The sequence below is a fragment of the Halomonas beimenensis genome (assembly GCF_002549795.1).
Lineage (GTDB): Bacteria > Pseudomonadota > Gammaproteobacteria > Pseudomonadales > Halomonadaceae > Halomonas > Halomonas beimenensis.
Map to the genome: position 1 here is coordinate 2,013,032 of NZ_CP021435.1, position 18,634 is coordinate 2,031,665.

Below are 18,634 nucleotides of genomic sequence, written 5' to 3' on the forward strand. Positions count from 1 at the left end.
CATTCTATACTCCCGGTATTCGTCTCCCCAACCCGCCCCGTGACTCACCGGCAGAGGACGCCCCTATGCCAGCCCGATCTCCCGACAAGCCCACCTCCCCTTCCCTGGCCGCTCGCCTCGGCCTCTGGCTGGGCCCGCTCTGGGTGATCCTGACGCTGAGCCTGCCGGCCCCGACGGGCATGAGCGAACCGGCCTGGGCCTGCGCCGGCCTGGCCTTGCTGATGGCCACCTGGTGGTCCACCGAGGCGATCCCCATCCCGGCCACCGCCCTGCTGCCGCTGGTGCTGGTACCGGCGCTGGGCATCGGCGACATGGGCGAGGCCTCGGCCGGCTACGCCAACCCGATCATCTATCTCTTCCTGGGCGGCTTCCTGCTGGGCATCGCCATGCAGCGCTGGAACCTGCATCGTCGGATCGCCCTGAAGGTGCTGCGCGTGGTCGGCCACGAACCCCGCCGGCAGATCGCCGGCTTCATGCTGGCCACGGGGTTTCTCAGCATGTGGGTGTCGAACACGGCCACCACCATCATGATGCTGCCCATCGGCATGTCGGTGATCAGCCTGCTCGACGACCGCGACCCCGAGGCCCTGGCCCGCTACGCGACCGCCCTGCTGCTGGCCATCGCCTATTCGGCCAGCATCGGCGGGGTGGCGACCCTGATCGGGACCCCGCCCAACGCCCTGCTCGCCGGCTACCTGGCCGACAGTCGCGGACTCGACCTGGGCTTCGCCCAGTGGATGCTGGTGGGGCTGCCGGTCAGCCTGGTCATGATGGGCTGCGCCTGGTGGTGGCTGACGCGCCGGGGGTTCGCCCTGCAGGCCGCCGAGGGCGGCGCCGCGCTGGTCGAGGACGAGCTGGCCAGGCTGGGGCCCACCACCCCGGCGGAACGGCGGGTGGGCATCGTCTTCCTGCTGGCCGCCCTGGCCTGGGTCGGCCGCCCCCTGCTCAACGACGCGGGCGTGGCCTGGCTGACGGACACCGGCATCGCCGTCGCCGCCGGGGTCGCGCTCTTCCTGATGCCCGCCGGGGACGCCGAGCGCTCGAGGCTGATGACCTGGGAGGACGCCCGGGAACTGCCCTGGGGGATCCTGATCCTGTTCGGCGGCGGCCTGGCGCTCGCCGGGGCCATCAGCCGCTCGGGACTGGCCGAGTGGATCGCCGAGCGGCTCGCCGTGTTCGGCGCCTTCCCGCTGCTGGCCCTGATCGGCGTGGTGGTCCTGGTGATCGTCTTCCTCACCGAGATCACCTCCAATACCGCCACCGCCGCGGCCTTCCTGCCGCTGCTCGGCGCCCTGGCCCTGTCGCTGGACGTCTCGCCGCTGCTGGTGACGGTGCCCGCCGCGGTGGCCGCGAGCTGCGCCTTCATGATGCCGGTCGCCACCCCCCCCAACGCCATCGTCTTCGCCACCGGCCACCTGCGCATCCAGTCGATGATGCGCGCGGGCTTCGCCCTGAACCTGATCGGCACCCTGGTGGTGACCCTGCTGACCTATCCCCTCCTGCGGCTGTTCTGGTAGCGCGCCTCAGAGGCCCGGGAGCCGCCACAGGTGCGCATAGTGATCCAGCAGCAGGACGCCGAAGACGCCCAGGATATAGCGGATGGAGAACCAGAACGCCGCCAGCGGGGCCTCGGGGTCCCGACCGCGCCAGACCCGCCAGTTCCAGGTCATAAAGCGCAGATTCAGGAGGGACACGCCGGCAAGATACACGACCCCGCTCATCCCGATGGCGAAGGGCAGCAGGGTCACCGCCACCGTCAGCCAGCCATAGAGCCAGACCTGCAGCCGGGTGAAGGCCGAGCCATGGGTGACCGGCAGCATCGGCACCCCCGCCCGGGCATACTCGTCCCGCTTGTGGATCGCCAGCGCCCAGAAATGCGGTGGCGTCCAGGCGAAGACGATCAGCATCAGCAGCAGCGGCTCGGGACCCAGCTGGCCGGTCACCGCCGTCCAGCCCAGCAACGGCGGCGCCGCCCCGGCGACCCCGCCGATGACGATGTTCTGTGGCGTGGCCCGCTTGAGGAAGGCCGTGTAGACCAGGGCATAGCCGATCAAGGAGCCCAGGGTCAGCCAGGCGGTCAGCGCATTGACCTGCCAGTGCAGCAGGCCGATGCCGAGCACCGACAGCAGCGTCGCCCAGGCCAGCGCCAGCGGGGTCGGCAGGCGCCGGCTGGCCAGGGGACGACGCGCGGTTCGCAGCATCAGGGCATCCAGGCGGCGGTCCACCACATGGTTGAAGGCCGCCGCCCCCCCGGCGGCGAGCCCGATCCCCAGCAGGCCGAAGGCCACCGCCGCGGGGGACGGGATCGGCGTCGCCAGCAGCATGCCCACCAGGCTGCACACCAGCATCACGACCACCACCCGTGGCTTGCACAGGGTCAGCAGGTCCCGGCAGGTCCAGCGTGTGGCCGTCCCGGCCGGTGCGCGTCGAATCACCAGGGCGTCAGACATGGGCCCACTCCTTTCGCTCGTCAGGGTTGGAGACCACGACCGCCGACGGCCAGCGCCACTGCCAGGCCGCCAGCGTCAGGGCGACCACCAGCGCGACCGCCCCGGCGGTATGCAGCAAGGCCAGCCACAGCGGCAGCCAGAACACTACGTTGGCCACCCCGATCGCCGCCTGGGCCAGGCCCGCGGCCAGGACCAGCCAGGGGCGGCGGGCCGCATCGCGACCGTAGCGCCATGCCAGGCCAGCCAGGCAGGCCAGCAGGGCCAGGGCGCCCAGACGGTGCCCCACCTGGATGGCGCTGCGCGCTTCGGCATGCAGCTGGCCGTGGAGGTAGTTGGGTCCCACGGTCTGGGTCAGGTGGAACCCCTCCCCCCAGTCCAGGGATGGCCACCACTCGCCGTTGCAGGTGGGGAAACCCTGGCAGGCGATGCCGGCATAGTTGCTGGAGGTCCAGCCTCCCAGGGCGAGCTGCAGGACCAGCAGCAACATCGCCGCGCCCCACAGGGGCGAGAACCTGCGCGGTCGCACCTGGGCCGGCTCGCCGCCGGCCAGCCGCCCGAGCCGCAGCGACAGCCAGAGGAAAAGCGTCATCACCGAAAGCCCCCCGAGCAGGTGCAGGGTCACCACCTGGGGCCACAGCTTGAGGGTCACGGTGAGGGCCCCGAAGGCCCCCTGAAGCAGGATCAGCGCCAGCAGCGCCAGGGTCAGGGCCCAGGGATAACCGCTCAGCCGGCGGCGCAGGGCCGTCCCCAACGCCACCAGGACGAGCACCATCAGCCCCAGGGCGGCCGCCAGATAACGGTGCAGCATCTCCATCCAGGCCTTGGCCGCCTCCAGGGGGGCCTCGGGGGAATGGACCAGGGCCCGGGCGGCATCCGGCACCACCAGTTCGCCGTAGCAGCCCGGCCAGTCCGGACAGCCCAGGCCGGCATCCACCAGCCGGGTCCAGGCACCGGCCAGCACCACCAGGGCGGCGAACCCTGCCCCGACCAGGCTCAGCCGACGGGCCAGGCGCAGCAAGCGTTCAGTGCCCATCGGCCGACTCCTCGGTGATCGCCTCCCGCCGCACCAGCGGCGACGCGGGATTCAGCTCGAGCAATCGCTCGATATCCGCCAGCACCTGATCGGCGGGCACGCCCGCCGGATACTCCAGGACCGCCCGCCCCTCGGGATCGACGACCCAGAGGCGCCCCGGAGACCGCCACGGAGGCAGCTCCCGCCACGCCGCCGCCGCCGCGCCGGGCAGCGGCGCACCGCTCCCGCCGATACGCAGCCGGCTGAGGCGGTGCGCCTCCCGCCCCAGGGCGCGATGCAGGCGCCACCAGCGGTCGGCCTCGGACGCGCAGGCCGCGGGGCAGTCGAAGGCCAGCAACCAGTCCTCGTCCCCCGCCTTGCGGACGCCTTGCACGGGCCAGGCCGCCAGGGGCGGCACGGCGGGATCGAGCCGGCCATGGGCGGTACGTGCCTCGGGGATGCCCAACCGCCACTCCACCATGCCCCAGGCCATGGCCATGGGCAGAACGAAGACGCCGAACAGCGCCAGCAACTTGAGGCGCGAGACGCGCCGAGGGGACGGGCTCATGGTGCCACCTCCTGCCGGGAAGACGGGCCTCGATCGCGCCACAGGCGGCGACCGCCCAGGATCATCACCACCAGGGCCGTCAACGACAGCCCCCACCACTGGACGGCATAGCCCAGGTGCCGCGCCGGCGGCAGCACATTGGGCTCCCACCAGGAGGCGAGGTGGCCGGGGCCGCCTTCCAGATGCAGCCAGCCGGCATGGGCGAAGCCACCGAGCCCAGCCCAGGCATCGAGCTCGATACGCTGCAGGCGACGTCCCTCGCGGTTGGGGCCGAACACCGGCGGCCGGGCGCCATCGGCCTGCCAGCGCCCCTGCAGGGTCACCGGGCCTCCCGGGGTGGTGACGGTCGGCCTCTCGCGGGTCGGGCCGGTGGCCAGGAAGCCCCGCTCCACCAGCCAGAGGCGACCGTCCGCCCCCCGCAAGGGCGTCAGGACGGCGACCCCCAGGCGCCCTCGATGGGTGCGGTTGTCGAGAAACAGGGTCTCCTCGGCGAGGTACTCGCCCCGCAGGGTCAGTCGAGCCCCGTCGGGCGGCGTGGCCACGGGCGCTGCGAGGTGCGGGGCCGCGGCATGGCGGGCCAGCAGGGCGCGCTTGTCCTCGGCCCGTTCCCACTGCCATAGTCCCAGGGCGAGGCCGAGCGCCACCAGGACGGACCAGAACCCCGCCCAGAGCACCAGACGCCTGCCGGTCCCGGTCTTGCCGCTGGTTCCTGTCACGGAGTGTGTCATGCTGCTCAAGATCCTGATTGCGCTTGTTTTTCTTGCCATGGTGGCGAGCCTCGCCGCCGGAGCGGGATTCCTGATCAAGGACGCCGGCCGCTCCCGCCGGGTGCTCGTCTCGCTGAAGTGGCGCGTGGCCATGGCGGCCCTGCTGATGGCCCTGCTCACCTATGGCTTCTATTTCGGCGACCTGGGCGGCTGATCCCCTCAGAAGACATAGACGAAGGTGAACAGCCCGATCCACACCACATCGACGAAGTGCCAGTACCAGGCGGCCGCCTCGAAGGCGAAGTGATCGTCGGCCGAGAAGTGCCCTCGATGCACCCGCGCCAGGATCGCCATCAGGATGATAGTGCCGATGATCACGTGAAGCCCGTGGAAGCCGGTCAGCAGGAAGAAGGTGGCGCCGTAGATGCCGGCTTCCAGGGTGATGCCGTAGTGGGTATAGGCCTCGTGGTATTCGACCCCCTGGATGGTGATGAAGGACAGCCCCAGCAGCACGGTCACCGCCAGCCAGAACCGGGCGCTGCGCCGGTAGCCCTCCTTCAGGCCCTCGTGGGCGATGGTCAGGGTGATGCTCGAGCTCACCAGGATGATGGTGTTGACCAGCGGCAGGTGCCACGGGCTGAAGGTCTCGTGGGGTCCCTCGATGGCGGCATCCGGCGGGTTCATCAGCGGCCAGCTGGCGGTGAAGTCGGGCCACAGCAGGGCCGCCACGCCCTTGGCCCCCTCCCCGTCCAGCCAGGGCAGCGCAAAGGTTCGCACGTAGAAGAGGGTGCCGAAGAAGGCGGCGAAGAACATCACCTCGGAGAAGATGAACCAGCCCATCCCCCAGCGGAAGGAGCGGTCCATCTGGGCATCGTAGAGCCCGCTGCGCGACTCCTGGATGACGTCCCGGAACCACAGGGTCATCACGGCCAGCACCGCCAGCAGGCCCAGCACCATCACCGGCAGGCCGGCGACACCGAAGACCAGCAGGGTTCCGGCCCCGACCATCATCGCCCCCAGCGCCAGGGACGCCAGCACCGGCCACTTGCTGGAGGCGGGTACATAGTAGCTGCCACCGCTCATGCTCGATCTCCTTCGCTGTTGGTGCCCTGGGGTCGGACCGTTTGCGTTTCGGCGCCCGGCTCGACGGGATAGAGGGTATAGACCAGGGTCACGGTCGTGACGCCTGCGGGAAGGTCCGGGGTGAGCTGGAAGACCAGCGGCGCCGCGAGCTCCTCGCCGGCGGCGAGCCGTTGTTCCTGGAAACAGAAGCAGGCGAGCTTGCGCAGGTGCAGCGACGCCTCGGAGGGCGAGACGCTGGGGACGGCCCGGGCCCGGCTCGCCGTCTCGCCCTGGTTGCGAAAGCGGAAGGTCACCTCGCGGCTCTCGCCGGGATGGACGCGCAGCTGGCGATTATCCGCCTCGAGCCGCCAGGGCAGCCCGGCGCTGCCTCGGGTGATGAACTGGACCGTGACCGTGCGTGAGGTGTCCACGCCCTCGTGGACCAACGCCTGGGCCCGACCGGACGTCTTGCCGTTGAGCCCGGTCACCTGACAGAAGACGTCGTAGAGCGGGACCAGGGCGAAGGCGAACACGAACATCCCGGCCAGCACCACCAGGGTGCGACCGACGGTGCGCCGTACGCCCCGACGCCGGTCCTCGCGCTCGATGCCTGTCTGCATCACGGCCTCCGCGCTCTCAGTGCTGCTGCGGCTGGAAATCGGGCGGTGTCTCGAAGGTGTGCAGCGGCGCCGGACTGGGCACGCTCCACTCCAGGTCCTCCGCGCCCTCCCAGGCCCGAGCCGGCGCCTTCTCCCCGCCCCGCACGCAGCGCACCACCACGACCAGGAAGAGCAGCTGGGAAGCCCCGAACAGGAAACCGCCGAGGCTGGTGACCAGGTTGAAGTCGGCGAACTGCAGGGCATAGTCGGGGATTCGCCGCGGCATCCCGGCCAGCCCGGCGAAGTGCATGGGGAAGAAGGTCAGGTTGACGCCGATCACCGACAGCCAGAAGTGCCACTGGGCCAGACGTTCATGGGGGTAATGCCCGGTCCACTTGGGCAGCCAGTAATAGACGCCGGCCATGATGGCGAACACCGCTCCGGGCACCAGCACGTAGTGGAAGTGCGCCACCACGAAATAGGTGTCGTGGTACTGGAAGTCCGCCGGCGAGATGGCCAGCATCAGCCCCGAGAAGCCGCCGATGGTGAACAGCACCACGAAGGCCAGGGCGAAGAGCATGGGCGGCTCGAAGCTGATCGAGCCGCGAAACAGGGTGGTGATCCAGTTGAACACCTTCACCCCGGTGGGCACCGCGATCAGCATGGTCGTGTACATGAAGAACAGCTCCGCCACCAGCGGCAGGCCGACCACGAACATGTGGTGCGCCCAGACCACGAAGGACAGGATGGCGATGGACGCCGTGGCATAGACCATGGAGGCGTAGCCGAACAGGCGCTTGCGGGCGAAGGTCGGGATGATCACCGAGACGATGCCGAAGGCCGGCAGGATCATGATGTAGACCTCGGGGTGCCCGAAGAACCAGAACAGGTGCTGGAAGAGCACCGGGTCGCCCCCGCCGGCGGCGTTGAAGAAGCTGGTGCCGAAGTTGATGTCCAGCAGCATCATGGTGATGACCCCGGCGAGCACCGGCATCACGGCGATCAGCAGGAAGGCGGTGATCAGCCAGGTCCAGACGAACAGCGGCATGTCCATCATGCGCATGCCGGGGGCCCGCAGGTTGAGGATGGTGGCGATGATGTTGATGGCGCCGAGGATCGAGCTGATTCCCGCCAGGTGCAGCGAGAAGATGAAGAAGGTGGTGGACGGGGGGGCGTAGGTGGTGGACAGCGGCGCGTAGAAGGTCCAGCCGAAGTTGGGGGCCCCACCGGGCATCACCAGGGTCGCCAGCAGGATGGTGAAGGCCACGGGCAACAGCCAGAAGCTGAAGTTGTTGAGCCGCGGCAGGGCCATGTCCGGCGCGCCGATCTGCAGCGGGACCATCCAGTTGGCGAGGCCCACGAAGGCCGGCATCACCGCCCCGAACACCATGATCAGGCCGTGCATGGTGGTCATCTGGTTGAAGAACTCGGGCTGGACGAGCTGCAGCCCGGGCTGAAACAGCTCTGCCCTCACCACCAGCGCGAAGATCCCGCCGATGAAGAACATGCACAGCGAGAAGACCAGGTAGAGGGTCCCGATCTCCTTGTGGTTGGTGGTCAGCAGCCAGCGAAGCGGCCCCCGCGCCGGGGCATGGGCCCCGGCCGCGGCGCCGCCCTCGGCGGCATGCTCGTACTGCACGGAAGGCTTGGGAGGCAGGTGCGAAGCCATGGGATTCCCCCTGGTGTCCGGAACGATGGAATGCGCCTAGTCCGCCAGCCACTCGTCGGCGATCGTCGAGGGCTGGACGGCGTCGCCGGTATCGTTGCCCCAGGCATTGCGCTCGTAGGTGATCACGGCGGCGATCTCCACCGGGTTGAGGGTGCTGCGGAAGGCCGGCATGGCGGTACCGGAGACGCCGTTGACCACGGTATCGATGTGCCGATCACGCTCGTCGAGCAGTGCCTGGTTGCCTGCCAGGGCAGGGAAGGCTGGCGGACTGCCGGAGCCGTCGGGCTGGTGGCAGGAGGCACAGATGGTGCCGTAGACCCGTTCGCCGCGCTCCATCAGCGCTTCCAGGCTCCAGTCGCGGTCGACGCCGAGTGCTTCCTGGGCGGCGGCCTCCTTGCGCTGGGCCAGCCAGGCGTCGAAACGTTCCGGCTCGACCGCCTGGACCACCACCGGCATGAAGGCGTGGTCCCGACCGCACAGCTCCGCGCACTGGCCGCGATAGATCCCCGGCTCGTTGATGCGCACCCAGTTCTCGTTGACGAAGCCCGGCACGGCATCCTGCTTGACCGCCAGGTCCGGCACCCACCAGGAGTGGATGACGTCGTCGGAGGTCAGCAGCAGCCTGACCTTGCGCCCCGCCGGCAATACCAGCGGCTCGTCCACCTCCAGGAGATAGTCTTCCCCCTTGGCGGCCTCGCCGGCGATCTGCTCTCGTGAGGTGGCGAGGTTCGAGGTGAAGGCCACGTCCTCGCCGAGGTATTCGTAGCGCCAGCGCCACTGCTGGCCGGTCACCATGACGTCCAGGTCGGCCTCGGTGGTGTCGTACATGCTCTTGAGGGTGGCGGTGGCGGGAACCGCCATGCCGACCAGGATCAGCAGCGGGATCACGGTCCAGATGACCTCGACCGTGGTGTGTTCGTGGAAGTTGGAGGCCTCGGCCCCCTGAGAGCGGCGATACCGGAACAGCGAATAGAACATCGCCCCGAAGACGACCACACCGATGACCACGCAGATCCAGAAGATGATCATGTGCAGCGAATGGATCTCGCGGCTGACATCGGTGACGCCCACCGGCATGTTCCAGCCGTCGGCCGACGCCAGCCCGGACAGTCCCGCGAAGGCGAAGCCCCCCGCCGTCCACAAGAGCCGCTTGCGCATCGCCCCCTCCCGAACGTCGTTGTTGTATTAGCCATGCCTGGATCGAGTATAGAAGGCCCGAAACCGGCCTCCCGGCGCAGGGGACGGCGCCCGTAAACGCGACTGTCAACGCAGCGGGGCGCTCAACCGGCCGCCAGGGTCGCCACCAGCACCACCAGGATCACCAGGACGATCGCCATCAGCACGCCGACGATGATGAAGGGCGCGGCGCGCCCCTTCTCGAAATCCTCCCGGCGCCGGGCCTCCTTCTGTACACCGAAGAAGGCGGCCAGCACGGACTTGATGATCTGCCACATCGTCACCTCCCGGATTCTGTCCCCCCTGACAGTAGCCCAGATACGGCCTCCCGTGATCACCCCTTGATGTGGATCATGCGGAAGCGACGCCTTTCCCATCGACGCCGGTCCATGACTTCTATACTGGGGATGATGCGCCCCTCCCGGACGGAGGGTCCGCCGCCTCACCCCGCACCGATCCCAGAGGAGACCCGAGATGACTCAACAGAAGGGGGATGCCGCCGAGGCCCTCAAGGCGCCCAACGAGGCCATGCTGCAATGGTGGAGCCAGCAATGGCTCCAGGGTGCGAATCCCCTCGCCCGCCTCCAGCTCGCCTGGATGGAGAGTCTCGCCGAGGCGATGCAGTTCGAGGCCCAGTGCCTGCATGCCCTGGCCGAGAGCGGCGAGCGGATGGCGGGCTGCTACACGGGGGACCCGACCAAGACGCCGCAGGAACTGCAGGAGTGCTATCAACGCCTCATCGAGGACGTCACCCAGACTCACATGCGACGGCTCGAGAAGGTCGCCCAGCTTTCCGAGGACTTCCGCAAGCGAATCTGGGAAGAGATCTGAGCGGGTCCGCTTCCCTGCGGCACCAGGGGATCCCCCGGTGCCGCGCCTAGGAGCCTGTCGGGTTTGACCGGTCGTCACGATTCGCAGTAGATCAGCTTAAGCCCGACAGGCTCCTAGTCCAGCCCCAGGAGTCGGGTGACCAGCGGCAAGAGGAAGGCCGTCAGCAAGCCCGTCAGCCCCATCGCCAGTCCCGAGAAGGCTCCCGCCACCGCACCCAGGCGGGCGAAGGCATGGGCGGTGCCGAAACCATGCGCCGCCAGTCCCAGGGTGAAGCCCTGGATGGCCGGGTCGTTGATCCGCAGCAGGCGCAGGATGAAGGGCCCCAGGGCACAGCCGATCGCCCCGGTCAGCAGCACCAGCCCCGCCGACAGGGAGGGGATTCCGCCGATCTGCTCGGCGATGCCCATGGCGATCGGCGAGGTCACCGAACGGGGGGCCAGCGACATCAGGGTCTCGTGACGCGCCCCCAGCAGCATCCCCAACCCGAGCGTGCTGGTCACGGCGGTCACGATGCCGGTCACGCAGGCCAGCAGCAGCGGCATCAGCAGTCGACGCACCCGCTCCCGGTGGTCATAGAGGGGAATCGCCAGCGCCACCGTCGCCGGCCCCAGCAGGAAGTGGATGAACTGGGCCCCCTCGAAATAGGTGGCGTAGTCGAGGTCGACCAGCCGCAGCCAGCCGATCAGCAGGGCGATGGCCAGCATGACCGGATGCAGCAGCGGGGTGCCGCCGACGAGGCGGTTGAGGCGAACCGCCAGGAGGAAGGCCAGCAGGGTCGCCAGCAGCGACAGCAACGGCTGTCCGGACAGGTAGACCCAGAGCTGGTCCAGGGGGGCGACGCTCATCCCCGTTCCCTCCGGAATCGGACCTGCAGACGGGACAGGACCCAGGCGGTCACTGCCAGGGTAATGGCCGTGGAGCCCACCAGGGCGACCAGGATCGGCAACAGGTCGCGGCCGATCAGTGTGCCGTGCACCATCAGGCCCACGCCCGCCGGCACGAACAGCAGGGTCAGGTAACGAAGCAACCCTTCCCCGGTCAGCCTCAGGCCCTGGGGGACCCCGCCACCAACCAGGAGCACCGCCAGCAGGATCACCATGCCGATCACCGGCCCCGGTATCGGCAGCGTCAGCCCCCTGGCCACCAGCTCGCCCAGGGTCTGGCAGGCCAGCAGGATGCTCATTCCCATGATCATCGGCATCGTCGTTCTCCCCGGCTCGATACAGCCTCCAGTCTGGCAAAGCCGGCGACGGCCGACATCGTCCCGGGGCCGGTCGGCCAAGCATTTGAAAGAAATCGCAAAAAAGGGGTTTTCATTTCCCGGGGATCGCGCTAGTATACGCCTCGTTCTCGGGGGCAACGCCAGACGGCACCCGCCCCACCAAGAGAACGTCGGAGCGTGGCGCAGCTTGGTAGCGCGTTGCAATGGGGTTGCAAAGGTCGCTGGTTCGAATCCAGTCGCTCCGACCATCAAACATCAAGAGAAACCGCCGCCCAGGCCTCGCCGGGCGGCGGTTTTTCGTTGTCGGCAAGCCTTCCCTGCTCTTCCGCTCTTCTTAACCTCTTAACCCCATAACGAAAGACCGGGAGCCGATCGCTCCCGGTCTCGAGCCTCAGGCGAGTCCTGTCGGCGTCACCCGAGCAAGCCTTCGATGGCTGCCTCGGCTTCACGCAAGGCGAGGGCGGCGGCATTCCAGTGGGTCAGCACTTCGCAGGTCAGGGGAAAGGACATGATCGACTCCATATTCATACGTTCGTATCAAGAGCAGAAATTACAGATTGTGCCAAAACGTCGCCATTCGCCTTTTGGCTACCCCCTTGCGATACTGCAAAGACGATGGCAGGCAGAGGAGATCACGGCGTGCGCCAGTACGAGAAGACTCACATCGCCTTCGATGATCAGGGCAACGAGTACGTCATCGATCAGTACCATGACATCAAGGACATCGACAGCCTCCAGCATGGCGGGGCCATCAGCCGTGGCCTGCCCACCTTCAAGACCCGGGACGGCCATGAGGTCGAGCAGTTGGGGCCCGGGGAATTCTCCGTGCGGGTACCGGGCGAGGAGGATGGCGTCACGGTCTGGACCCATGACCCGGAGCATGTCTAGGTCCCGGCCTGAGCCGCCCTCCCCGCTTGCCGGAGACCACACGGCGGTGCCGGGATGCCACGGCGAATGCCCGAACGAGCGTCCGGCCACGCCCTACTGGGCCAGCCAGGTCAGGCGGCTGGCCAGCACATGATGGCCCTCGAGGGCCATCAGCAGCATCAGGAACACCAGGACGCCGGGCGGCACCAACACCACGCAGATGATCGCCAGGCGCTCCCATGCCATGTGCATGAAGACCGCGATGATGAGGCCGGCCTTGAGCAGCATGAAGACCGTGATCAGCGACCAGCGCAGGTAGCCCTCGAACTGCAGGATATCCACCAGGTAGGACCCCACGCTGAGCACGAACAGCAGGAACCAGACCCAGAGGTAGATGCCGATGGGATGCCGCTGCCCTTCGCCCCTTGCCATGTTCACCTCCCTCGCGTCTACCAGAGATAGAAGAACGCGAAGATGAAGACCCAGACCAGGTCGACGAAATGCCAGTAGAGCCCCAGGGTCTCGACCATCTCGTAGCGCCCGCGGCGCCGGGTCAGGAAACCGGGACGCTCGGCCGCCAGGGAACCGCGCACGACCTTGGCCGCCATCACGATCAGCAGGATCACGCCGATGGTCACGTGGGTGCCGTGGAAGCCGGTGATCAGGAAGAAGGCCGCGCCGAACTGCGCCGCGCCCCAGGGATTGCTCCAGGGCCTCACGCCCTCGTGGATCAGCGTGGTCCACTCGAAGGCCTGCATGCCGACGAAGCTGGCCCCGAGCAGCGCCGTGAGGATGAGCAGCCCTCCGGTGGCCAGCCGTCTTCGCTCGTAGCCGCACTTGACCGCCAGCGCCATGGTGCCGCTGCTGCTGATCAGGATGAAGGTCATGATGGCGATCAGCAGCAAGGGGATATCCCGCCCCCCCAGATGCAGGGCGAAGACCTCGCTGGCGCTCGGCCAGGGCTCCGGGGTGGTGATCCGCACCTGCATGTACCCCACCAGGAAGCAGGCGAAGATGAAGATGTCGCTCAGCAGGAAGAGCCACATCATCGCCTTGCTCCAGGGGACTCCCTTGAAGGCCCGCTGGTCCGAGGCCAGATCGCTTACCAGGCCCCGCCAGCCGGGCTCCAGGGTCGGGCCGCTCGTGCGTCTGTCCGCCATGGTGGCCTCCTCTCTCAACTCATCAGCAACACCCCGAAGAGCCCCCCCCAGACCAGCAGCAGGAAGTGCCAGTAGAGCGCGCACAGCTCGACCGCCTGCCGTAGCCGGGGCTGGGAGATGCCGCGTCCGGCCAGGGCCAGCACCCGCCCCCAGGCGACCAGCCCGCCCAGCAGATGCAGGGCATGCAGGGCGGTCAGCAGGTAGAAGAAGGCGTTCGCCGGGTTGGCCGCCGGGGGGTGGCCGGCGGCCTCGAGCCGCTGCCAGGCCAGGGCCTGGCCGATCACGAAGGCCAGGGTCAGGCCGCCGCCCAGGGCCAGCCGGCGCCGCAGCGCCGCCTGGCGACCCTGACGGGTCGACCGCCAGGCCAGCTGGAGGGCCACGCTGGCGGCGATCAGCAGGCCGGTGTTCCACCACAGCAGGGCCGGAACCGGCACCGCCTGCCAGTCCGCACCGATGTGTCGGCGCATCAGGAAGGCGCTGACGGCCAGCGCGAACAGCGAGGTGACCACCGCCAGGAACACCGCCAGCCCCACCCGCGGGGCGGTCACGAAGGGAGGCGTCTGGGGCGCGGGCGGGGTCGCGCCGGTGTCGGCGACCCAGGGCCGCACCCTGATCGACTGCCCGATCAGCCAACCGGCGAAGCCCGCCATCAGCAACACGATCAGCACCAGGGAAACGGTCATGATTCCCCTCCCCGCCCGCGATCGGCGGCGGGCTCGCGCTCCACCGCCTGGGGCGGCACGTTCTGCGGAATGTAGTCATCCTTGACTCCAGGCACGCTGTAGTCATAGGGCCAGCGATAGACGAGCGGCAGCTCGTCGCCGAAGTTGCCGTGCCGGGGCGGCGTATGGGGCGTCTGCCACTCCAGGGTGGTGGCCCGCCAGGGATTGGGCCCCGCCTCGCGCCCCCGGAAGAGGCTCCAGGCCAGATTGAACAGGAACAGCAGCTGTGCCGCGGCGACGACGAGGGCGGCGATGGTGATGAAGGCGTTCAGCGACTGCACGGAATCCGGAACGAAGGCCGTCTCGCCGTAGGCGTAATAGCGGCGCGGCACCCCCGCCAGGCCGAGGAAGTGCATGGGATAGTAGATCGCATAGGTGCCCAGGAAGGTCACCCAGAAGTGCACCTTGCCCAGGGTGGCGTCGAGCATCCGCCCAGTGATCTTCGGGTACCAGTGGTAGATCGCGCCGAAGATCACCAGCACCGGTGCCACCGCCATGACCATGTGGAAGTGCCCGACCACGAAATAGGTATCCGAGAGGGGCACGTCCACGGTGACGTTGCCGAGGAAGAGCCCGCTGAGCCCGCCGTTGACGAAGGTGAACAGAAAGCCGATGGCGAACAGCATGGGCACGGTCAGGTGGATGTCGCCGCGCCACAGGGTCAGCACCCAGTTGTAGACCTTGAGGGCCGTGGGCACGGCGACGATCAGGGTGGTGGTGGCGAACAGGAAGCCGAAATAGGGACTCATGCCGCTGACGTACATGTGATGCGCCCAGACGACGAAGCTCAGGGCGCCGATGATGATGATCGCCCACACCATCATGCGGTAGCCGAAGATGTTCTTGCGGGCATGGGTGGCGATCAGGTCGGAGACGATGCCGAAGGCCGGCAGGGCCACGATATAGACCTCGGGATGGCCGAAGAACCAGAACAGATGCTGGAAGAGCAGCGGGCTGCCGCCGCGCTGACTGCCCTCCTCGCCCATGCCCAGCATCTCCGGCATGAAGAAGCTGGTGCCGAGCAGCCGGTCGAGCAGCATCATCACCACCGCGACGAACAGGGCCGGGAAGGCCAGCAGCGCCATCACCGTGGCCATGAAGATGCCCCAGACGGTCAGCGGCAGCCGCATCAGGGTCATGCCCCGGGTCCGTCCCTGGAGCACCGTCACCACGTAGTTGAGCCCGCCCATGGTGAAGCCGATGATGAAGACCGCCAGCGACACCAGCATCAGCACGATGCCGCCGTCGGCCCCCGGCGTGCCCTGGCTGATGGCCTGGGGCGGGTAGAGGGTCCAGCCGGCCCCGGAGCTGCCGTCTCCCACGAAGAAGCCGGCGACCAGCAGCAGCACCGAGGCCAGGTAGACCCAGAAGCTCAGCATGTTGAGGTAGGGGAAGGCCATGTCCCGGGCCCCGCACATCAGCGGGATCAGGTAGTTGCCGAAGCCGCCGAGGAAGATCGCGGTGAGCAGGTAGACCACCATGATCATGCCGTGCATGGTCACGTACTGCAGGTAGCTCTCCGGGTCGATCAGCGACAGGCTGTTGGGGAAACCCAGCTGCAGGCGCATCAGCAACGACAGCACCAGCGCCACCAGGCCGATCGCCGTGGCGGTGACGGCATACTGGATGGCGATGACCTTGGCGTCCTGGCTCCAGATGTACTTGCCGATGAAGGTGCGGGGATGGACCAGTTCCATCTCGCCGGTTTCGGCCGGCGGCGCCTCGGGGCTGGCCTCGTACTCGCGCTCGTGCATCGCCTCACTCCTCCGCCTGCCGGGCGACCGCCGGGGCGGCGTCGGCCCGCGCCAGGCCGTTGATGTAGGCCACCACATCCCGCACCGCGGCCTCGTCGACCAGCACCTGGGCCATGTCGACCATCTGGTTGCCGTAGGGATCCCGGGGGTGCCGCCCCCGGATGCCGGCCCGGAAATGCTCGAGCTGGCGGACCAGGTACCAGTCGTTCATCCCGGCCAGGCGCGGGGCCTTGTACCGGGTGTTGCCCTGGCCCCCGGCGCCGTGGCAATTGGCGCAGCTGCGGTAGAGCCGCCGCCCCTGGCGCGGATCGCCCTCGACGGTGAGAGGCGATGGATCCATGGGCAAGGTCGCGACATGGGCCGCCAGGTCGCGCATGGCCGCCTCCCCCGCCAGGGACCGGGCGAAGGGCCGCATCTGCCGGCCCTGGACGTCCTGCTCGTGGGTCCCCCGAGCGCCCACGCGGAAGTTGCGCAACTGCCGGACCAGGTAGTCGGTCCCGAGGCCGGCGAGCCGCGGGGCGCCGGTCGTCTGCCGCCCCTGGCCCCGTTCCCCGTGGCAGGCCGTGCAGGTCGCGAAGAGGGCCTCGCCCGCCCGGGGATCGCCCGGCGGACAGGCGAGCCGCTCGGCGTGGGTGGGCTGCTCCGCCAGCCAGGCCTCGAACCGCGCCGGCTCCACCACCCTCACCCTCGCCCGCATGGCGAAGTGGCCGATGCCGCACAACTCGGCGCAGACCGCCTCGAAGTCGCCGATCCGCGTGGGGGTGAACCAGAAATAGGAGACCTGCCCCGGGATGGCATCCATCTTGGCGCGGAAGGGGGGGACCTTGAAGTTGTGCAGGACGTCCTTGGAGCGCAGCAGCACCTTCACGGGACGCCCCTCGGGCAGCATGAGGAGGGGCCGCTCCACCAGGACGTCGTCGCGCCCGGCGGGGTCGCCGGGGGCCAGCCCGAGGGGGTTCGACGCGTCGATCAGGGCATTGCGGGCCTCGCCGAAGATCCCGTCCTCCCCCGGGAAGCGGAAGCTCCAGTGCCACTGCTGGCCGACCACCTCGACCTCGTGGGCGTCGTCCGGGACGGTGACGAAATGCCCCCAGACGACCAGGCCCGGCGCAAGGAGCGCCCCGATGCCCAGGGTGGTGGCGGCGGTCAGCCAGAACTCGAGCGGCTTGTTCTCCGGCCGGTAGTGGGCGCGCCCGCAACGGTGGTGACGGAAGCGGATCAGGGCGACCGCGATGAACAGCGAGACGGCCAGGAAGACCAGCCCCGTGACCCAGAAGGAGATGGCGATCGTGACGTCGATGGCGCCCCAGTTGGAGGCCAGGGGAGTCAGGTGCCAGGGACTCAGGAAGTAGAACAGTACCGAGCCCCCGGCCAGGACGATCAAGGCAATCGCGATAGCCATCGGTGGGCCCCCTTGCCCGCCTCATCGCGTGGCGCGGCCGGGCGTGACGTATCTGTCACTTTAGCACCCAGCCGGGCGTCGCACTGCCCGGGAACAAGCCGGCGGTTCCGCCGCGACCGATCGGGTCCGAGCCTGCCGACGGGCTCGCGGGTCGCCCGTCGAGCGGGCTCAGGCGCGGCGAAGCACCAGGCTCAGGTTGTTGGCCGGCATGGCGACCACGCGCTCGAGCCCCAGGCCATGGGCGGCCGCCTCGGCCGTCACGGCCTCCAGATCGCGAATCCCCCAGCGAGGGTCCCGCCTTCGCAGGTCGGCATCGAAGGCCGCGTTGCTCTCCGAGGTGTGACGGCCGCCACGACGGAAGGGGCCATAGAGGAAGAGCACGCCGCCCGGCTCGAGATGATCGCCGGCCCTGGCCATCAGGGCCTCGCCGACGGCCCAGGGCGCGATATGCAGCAGGTTGATGGCCAGGATGGCGTCGAAGCGCCCCAGGGGCCAGTCAGCGGCGACGTCCAGGTCCAGGGGCTCGTGCAGGTTGGCCGGCCCCGTCCGGCCCCGCCAGGCGTCGATGGAGGCCCTCGCCCGCGGACTGGGGTCGCTGGGCTGCCAGTCCCAGCCGGGGTGGGCGCCGGCGAAGTGCAGCGCATGCTCGCCGCTGCCGGCGGCCAGCTCCAGGACCCGCGCCCGTCCGGGCAGGACCTCGGTCAGGACCTCGAGGATGGGCTGGCGATTGCGCGCCACGGCGGGACTGTGCAGACGGGCATCGGGCATGTCGGACCTCGGGACGGCGGCGGCGCCGGACACCTCCGGCTCCGGGACGCATGATAGTCGAGCCGGTCGGCCCTGTCGCCCGCGACGATCGGCAGAGGCGGCCTAGGCGCCGGTCCCGAGGTGATGGCGGCGCTCGTCGGAGGTGACCTTGTCGATGGTCACGTCGGGGTGGTGGCGGTGGATGATCCGGCGGACGTGATCCTCACGCAGGTCGGAGATATCGACCATCATCAGGAAGGCGCCCTTCTCCAGCTCTCGCTCGTACTTGTCGACCTTGGCGTCGTGGACCGAGACGCCGACCATGGTACCGACCCAGGCGCCGAAGAAGACGCCGCCGATGCCCAGGCCGATGATCAGGGGCCAGGGCCCCACCCCCAGCGCCTCCCCGGCGAGCCAGTACACCAGCACGCCCAGCACCAGGCCGAGGATGGCGCCGTAGGCGACGCCGCGATAGCCGGCATGGACCACGTCGGTGGTTTCCCTGAGCGTGGCATTGTTCACCCCCCTCTCCTGTAGATGCTGCCAATCGCGTCCGGTGACATGGACCTGGTCATGGGTCAGCCCCAGATCATCGAGTTCATGGGCGATGTTCACCGTGGTATCCAGGTCGGGGGTCAGGAAGTACAGACGTTGCATGACTCGCCCTCCAGTCGGCGGAGCGGGCA

Annotated in this window: 22 protein-coding genes and 1 tRNA gene; 5 read left to right on the forward strand and 18 right to left on the reverse strand. The window is 68.8% G+C overall.

The window, feature by feature from the left end; translation table 11 throughout:
• Window positions 1–65 precede the first annotated feature (65 nt).
• The gene (locus BEI_RS09555; RefSeq protein WP_097789307.1) at window positions 66–1,517 is read left to right on the forward strand and encodes an SLC13 family permease; all 1,452 of its coding nucleotides are present in this window, start codon (window positions 66–68) and stop codon (window positions 1,515–1,517) included.
• Window positions 1,518–1,523: 6 nt separating this feature from the next.
• Here the strand turns inward: BEI_RS09555 and cyoE are convergent, their stop codons facing one another.
• From cyoE to BEI_RS09575, 4 genes are read right to left on the reverse strand one after another with little or no spacing between them, the layout of a single operon-like run.
• Entirely contained in the window at window positions 1,524–2,450 is a 927-nt protein-coding gene (gene cyoE, locus BEI_RS09560) for a heme o synthase (RefSeq protein WP_097789308.1), read from the reverse strand.
• The gene (locus tag BEI_RS09565; protein WP_097789309.1) at window positions 2,443–3,483 is read right to left on the reverse strand and encodes a COX15/CtaA family protein; all 1,041 of its coding nucleotides are present in this window, start codon (window positions 3,481–3,483) and stop codon (window positions 2,443–2,445) included. The genes cyoE and BEI_RS09565 overlap by 8 nt, the downstream gene beginning before the upstream one ends.
• Window positions 3,473–4,030: a hypothetical protein gene (locus BEI_RS09570; RefSeq protein ID WP_097789310.1), complete on the reverse strand. Its 558-nt coding sequence runs from the start codon at window positions 4,028–4,030 to the stop codon at window positions 3,473–3,475. The genes BEI_RS09565 and BEI_RS09570 overlap by 11 nt, the downstream gene beginning before the upstream one ends.
• Window positions 4,027–4,758 (reverse strand): SURF1 family protein, encoded by a 732-nt coding sequence (locus tag BEI_RS09575; protein WP_097789311.1) that lies wholly within the window; start codon window positions 4,756–4,758, stop codon window positions 4,027–4,029. The genes BEI_RS09570 and BEI_RS09575 overlap by 4 nt, the downstream gene beginning before the upstream one ends.
• On the opposite strand from BEI_RS09575, the gene BEI_RS09580 reads away from it, so the two are divergent.
• On the forward strand, window positions 4,757–4,951 hold the full coding sequence (locus tag BEI_RS09580) for a DUF2909 domain-containing protein (protein ID WP_097789312.1): 195 nt from the start codon (window positions 4,757–4,759) through the stop codon (window positions 4,949–4,951). The two genes, BEI_RS09575 and BEI_RS09580, sit on opposite strands and share 2 nt — an antisense overlap.
• Before the next feature lie 5 nt (window positions 4,952–4,956).
• On the opposite strand, the gene BEI_RS09585 is transcribed toward BEI_RS09580, so the two are convergent.
• The 5 genes from BEI_RS09585 to BEI_RS09605 form a co-directional block, all read right to left on the reverse strand.
• Window positions 4,957–5,820 carry a cytochrome c oxidase subunit 3 gene (locus BEI_RS09585; protein ID WP_097789313.1) on the reverse strand — a complete coding sequence of 288 codons (864 nt, stop codon included), beginning with the start codon at window positions 5,818–5,820 and terminating at the stop codon, window positions 4,957–4,959.
• On the reverse strand, window positions 5,817–6,419 hold the full coding sequence (locus BEI_RS09590; protein ID WP_097789314.1) for a cytochrome c oxidase assembly protein: 603 nt from the start codon (window positions 6,417–6,419) through the stop codon (window positions 5,817–5,819). The genes BEI_RS09585 and BEI_RS09590 overlap by 4 nt, the downstream gene beginning before the upstream one ends.
• A gap of 16 nt (window positions 6,420–6,435) precedes the next feature.
• On the reverse strand, window positions 6,436–8,067 hold the full coding sequence (ctaD, locus tag BEI_RS09595; protein ID WP_097789315.1) for a cytochrome c oxidase subunit I: 1,632 nt from the start codon (window positions 8,065–8,067) through the stop codon (window positions 6,436–6,438).
• A gap of 36 nt (window positions 8,068–8,103) precedes the next feature.
• On the reverse strand, window positions 8,104–9,225 hold the full coding sequence (gene coxB, locus BEI_RS09600; RefSeq protein WP_097789316.1) for a cytochrome c oxidase subunit II: 1,122 nt from the start codon (window positions 9,223–9,225) through the stop codon (window positions 8,104–8,106).
• Window positions 9,226–9,347: 122 nt separating this feature from the next.
• Window positions 9,348–9,521 (reverse strand): DUF2970 domain-containing protein, encoded by a 174-nt coding sequence (locus BEI_RS09605; protein ID WP_097789317.1) that lies wholly within the window; start codon window positions 9,519–9,521, stop codon window positions 9,348–9,350.
• 196 nt (window positions 9,522–9,717) lie between these two features.
• On the opposite strand from BEI_RS09605, the gene BEI_RS09610 reads away from it, so the two are divergent.
• Entirely contained in the window at window positions 9,718–10,074 is a 357-nt protein-coding gene (locus tag BEI_RS09610; RefSeq protein ID WP_097789318.1) for a hypothetical protein, read from the forward strand.
• Between the two features lie 113 nt (window positions 10,075–10,187).
• On the opposite strand, the gene BEI_RS09615 is transcribed toward BEI_RS09610, so the two are convergent.
• Both BEI_RS09615 and BEI_RS09620 read right to left on the reverse strand, forming a co-directional pair.
• Window positions 10,188–10,919, reverse strand: a complete 732-nt coding sequence (locus tag BEI_RS09615) for an LrgB family protein (protein ID WP_097789319.1) — start codon at window positions 10,917–10,919, stop codon at window positions 10,188–10,190.
• Window positions 10,916–11,275 (reverse strand): CidA/LrgA family protein, encoded by a 360-nt coding sequence (locus tag BEI_RS09620; RefSeq protein ID WP_097789320.1) that lies wholly within the window; start codon window positions 11,273–11,275, stop codon window positions 10,916–10,918. The genes BEI_RS09615 and BEI_RS09620 overlap by 4 nt, the downstream gene beginning before the upstream one ends.
• 192 nt (window positions 11,276–11,467) lie before the next feature.
• On the opposite strand from BEI_RS09620, the gene BEI_RS09625 reads away from it, so the two are divergent.
• Window positions 11,468–11,544 (forward strand) — tRNA-Pro (locus tag BEI_RS09625).
• A gap of 391 nt (window positions 11,545–11,935) precedes the next feature.
• Window positions 11,936–12,184 (forward strand): hypothetical protein, encoded by a 249-nt coding sequence (locus BEI_RS09630; RefSeq protein WP_097789321.1) that lies wholly within the window; start codon window positions 11,936–11,938, stop codon window positions 12,182–12,184.
• Window positions 12,185–12,277: 93 nt separating this feature from the next.
• Here BEI_RS09630 and BEI_RS09635 read toward each other — a convergent pair whose 3' ends face one another.
• From BEI_RS09635 to BEI_RS09665, 7 genes are all read right to left on the reverse strand, one after another.
• A complete protein-coding gene (locus BEI_RS09635; RefSeq protein ID WP_097789322.1) occupies window positions 12,278–12,595 on the reverse strand; it encodes a cytochrome C oxidase subunit IV family protein in 318 nt (105 codons plus the stop codon).
• Window positions 12,596–12,612: 17 nt separating this feature from the next.
• Complete coding sequence (locus BEI_RS09640) at window positions 12,613–13,323, reverse strand: heme-copper oxidase subunit III family protein (protein WP_097789323.1); 711 nt, start codon at window positions 13,321–13,323, stop codon at window positions 12,613–12,615.
• 14 nt (window positions 13,324–13,337) lie between these two features.
• Window positions 13,338–14,006 (reverse strand): cytochrome c oxidase subunit 3, encoded by a 669-nt coding sequence (locus BEI_RS09645; protein ID WP_097789324.1) that lies wholly within the window; start codon window positions 14,004–14,006, stop codon window positions 13,338–13,340.
• The gene (ctaD, locus tag BEI_RS09650) at window positions 14,003–15,799 is read right to left on the reverse strand and encodes a cytochrome c oxidase subunit I (protein ID WP_097789325.1); all 1,797 of its coding nucleotides are present in this window, start codon (window positions 15,797–15,799) and stop codon (window positions 14,003–14,005) included. Before ctaD (BEI_RS09650) ends, BEI_RS09645 begins: the two co-directional genes overlap by 4 nt.
• 4 nt (window positions 15,800–15,803) lie before the next feature.
• Window positions 15,804–17,201 carry a c-type cytochrome gene (locus BEI_RS09655; protein WP_097789326.1) on the reverse strand — a complete coding sequence of 466 codons (1,398 nt, stop codon included), beginning with the start codon at window positions 17,199–17,201 and terminating at the stop codon, window positions 15,804–15,806.
• Between the two features lie 168 nt (window positions 17,202–17,369).
• Entirely contained in the window at window positions 17,370–17,969 is a 600-nt protein-coding gene (locus tag BEI_RS09660) for a DUF938 domain-containing protein (RefSeq protein ID WP_097789327.1), read from the reverse strand.
• 102 nt (window positions 17,970–18,071) lie between these two features.
• The gene (locus tag BEI_RS09665) at window positions 18,072–18,605 is read right to left on the reverse strand and encodes a DUF1269 domain-containing protein (RefSeq protein WP_097789328.1); all 534 of its coding nucleotides are present in this window, start codon (window positions 18,603–18,605) and stop codon (window positions 18,072–18,074) included.
• Window positions 18,606–18,634 lie beyond the last annotated feature (29 nt).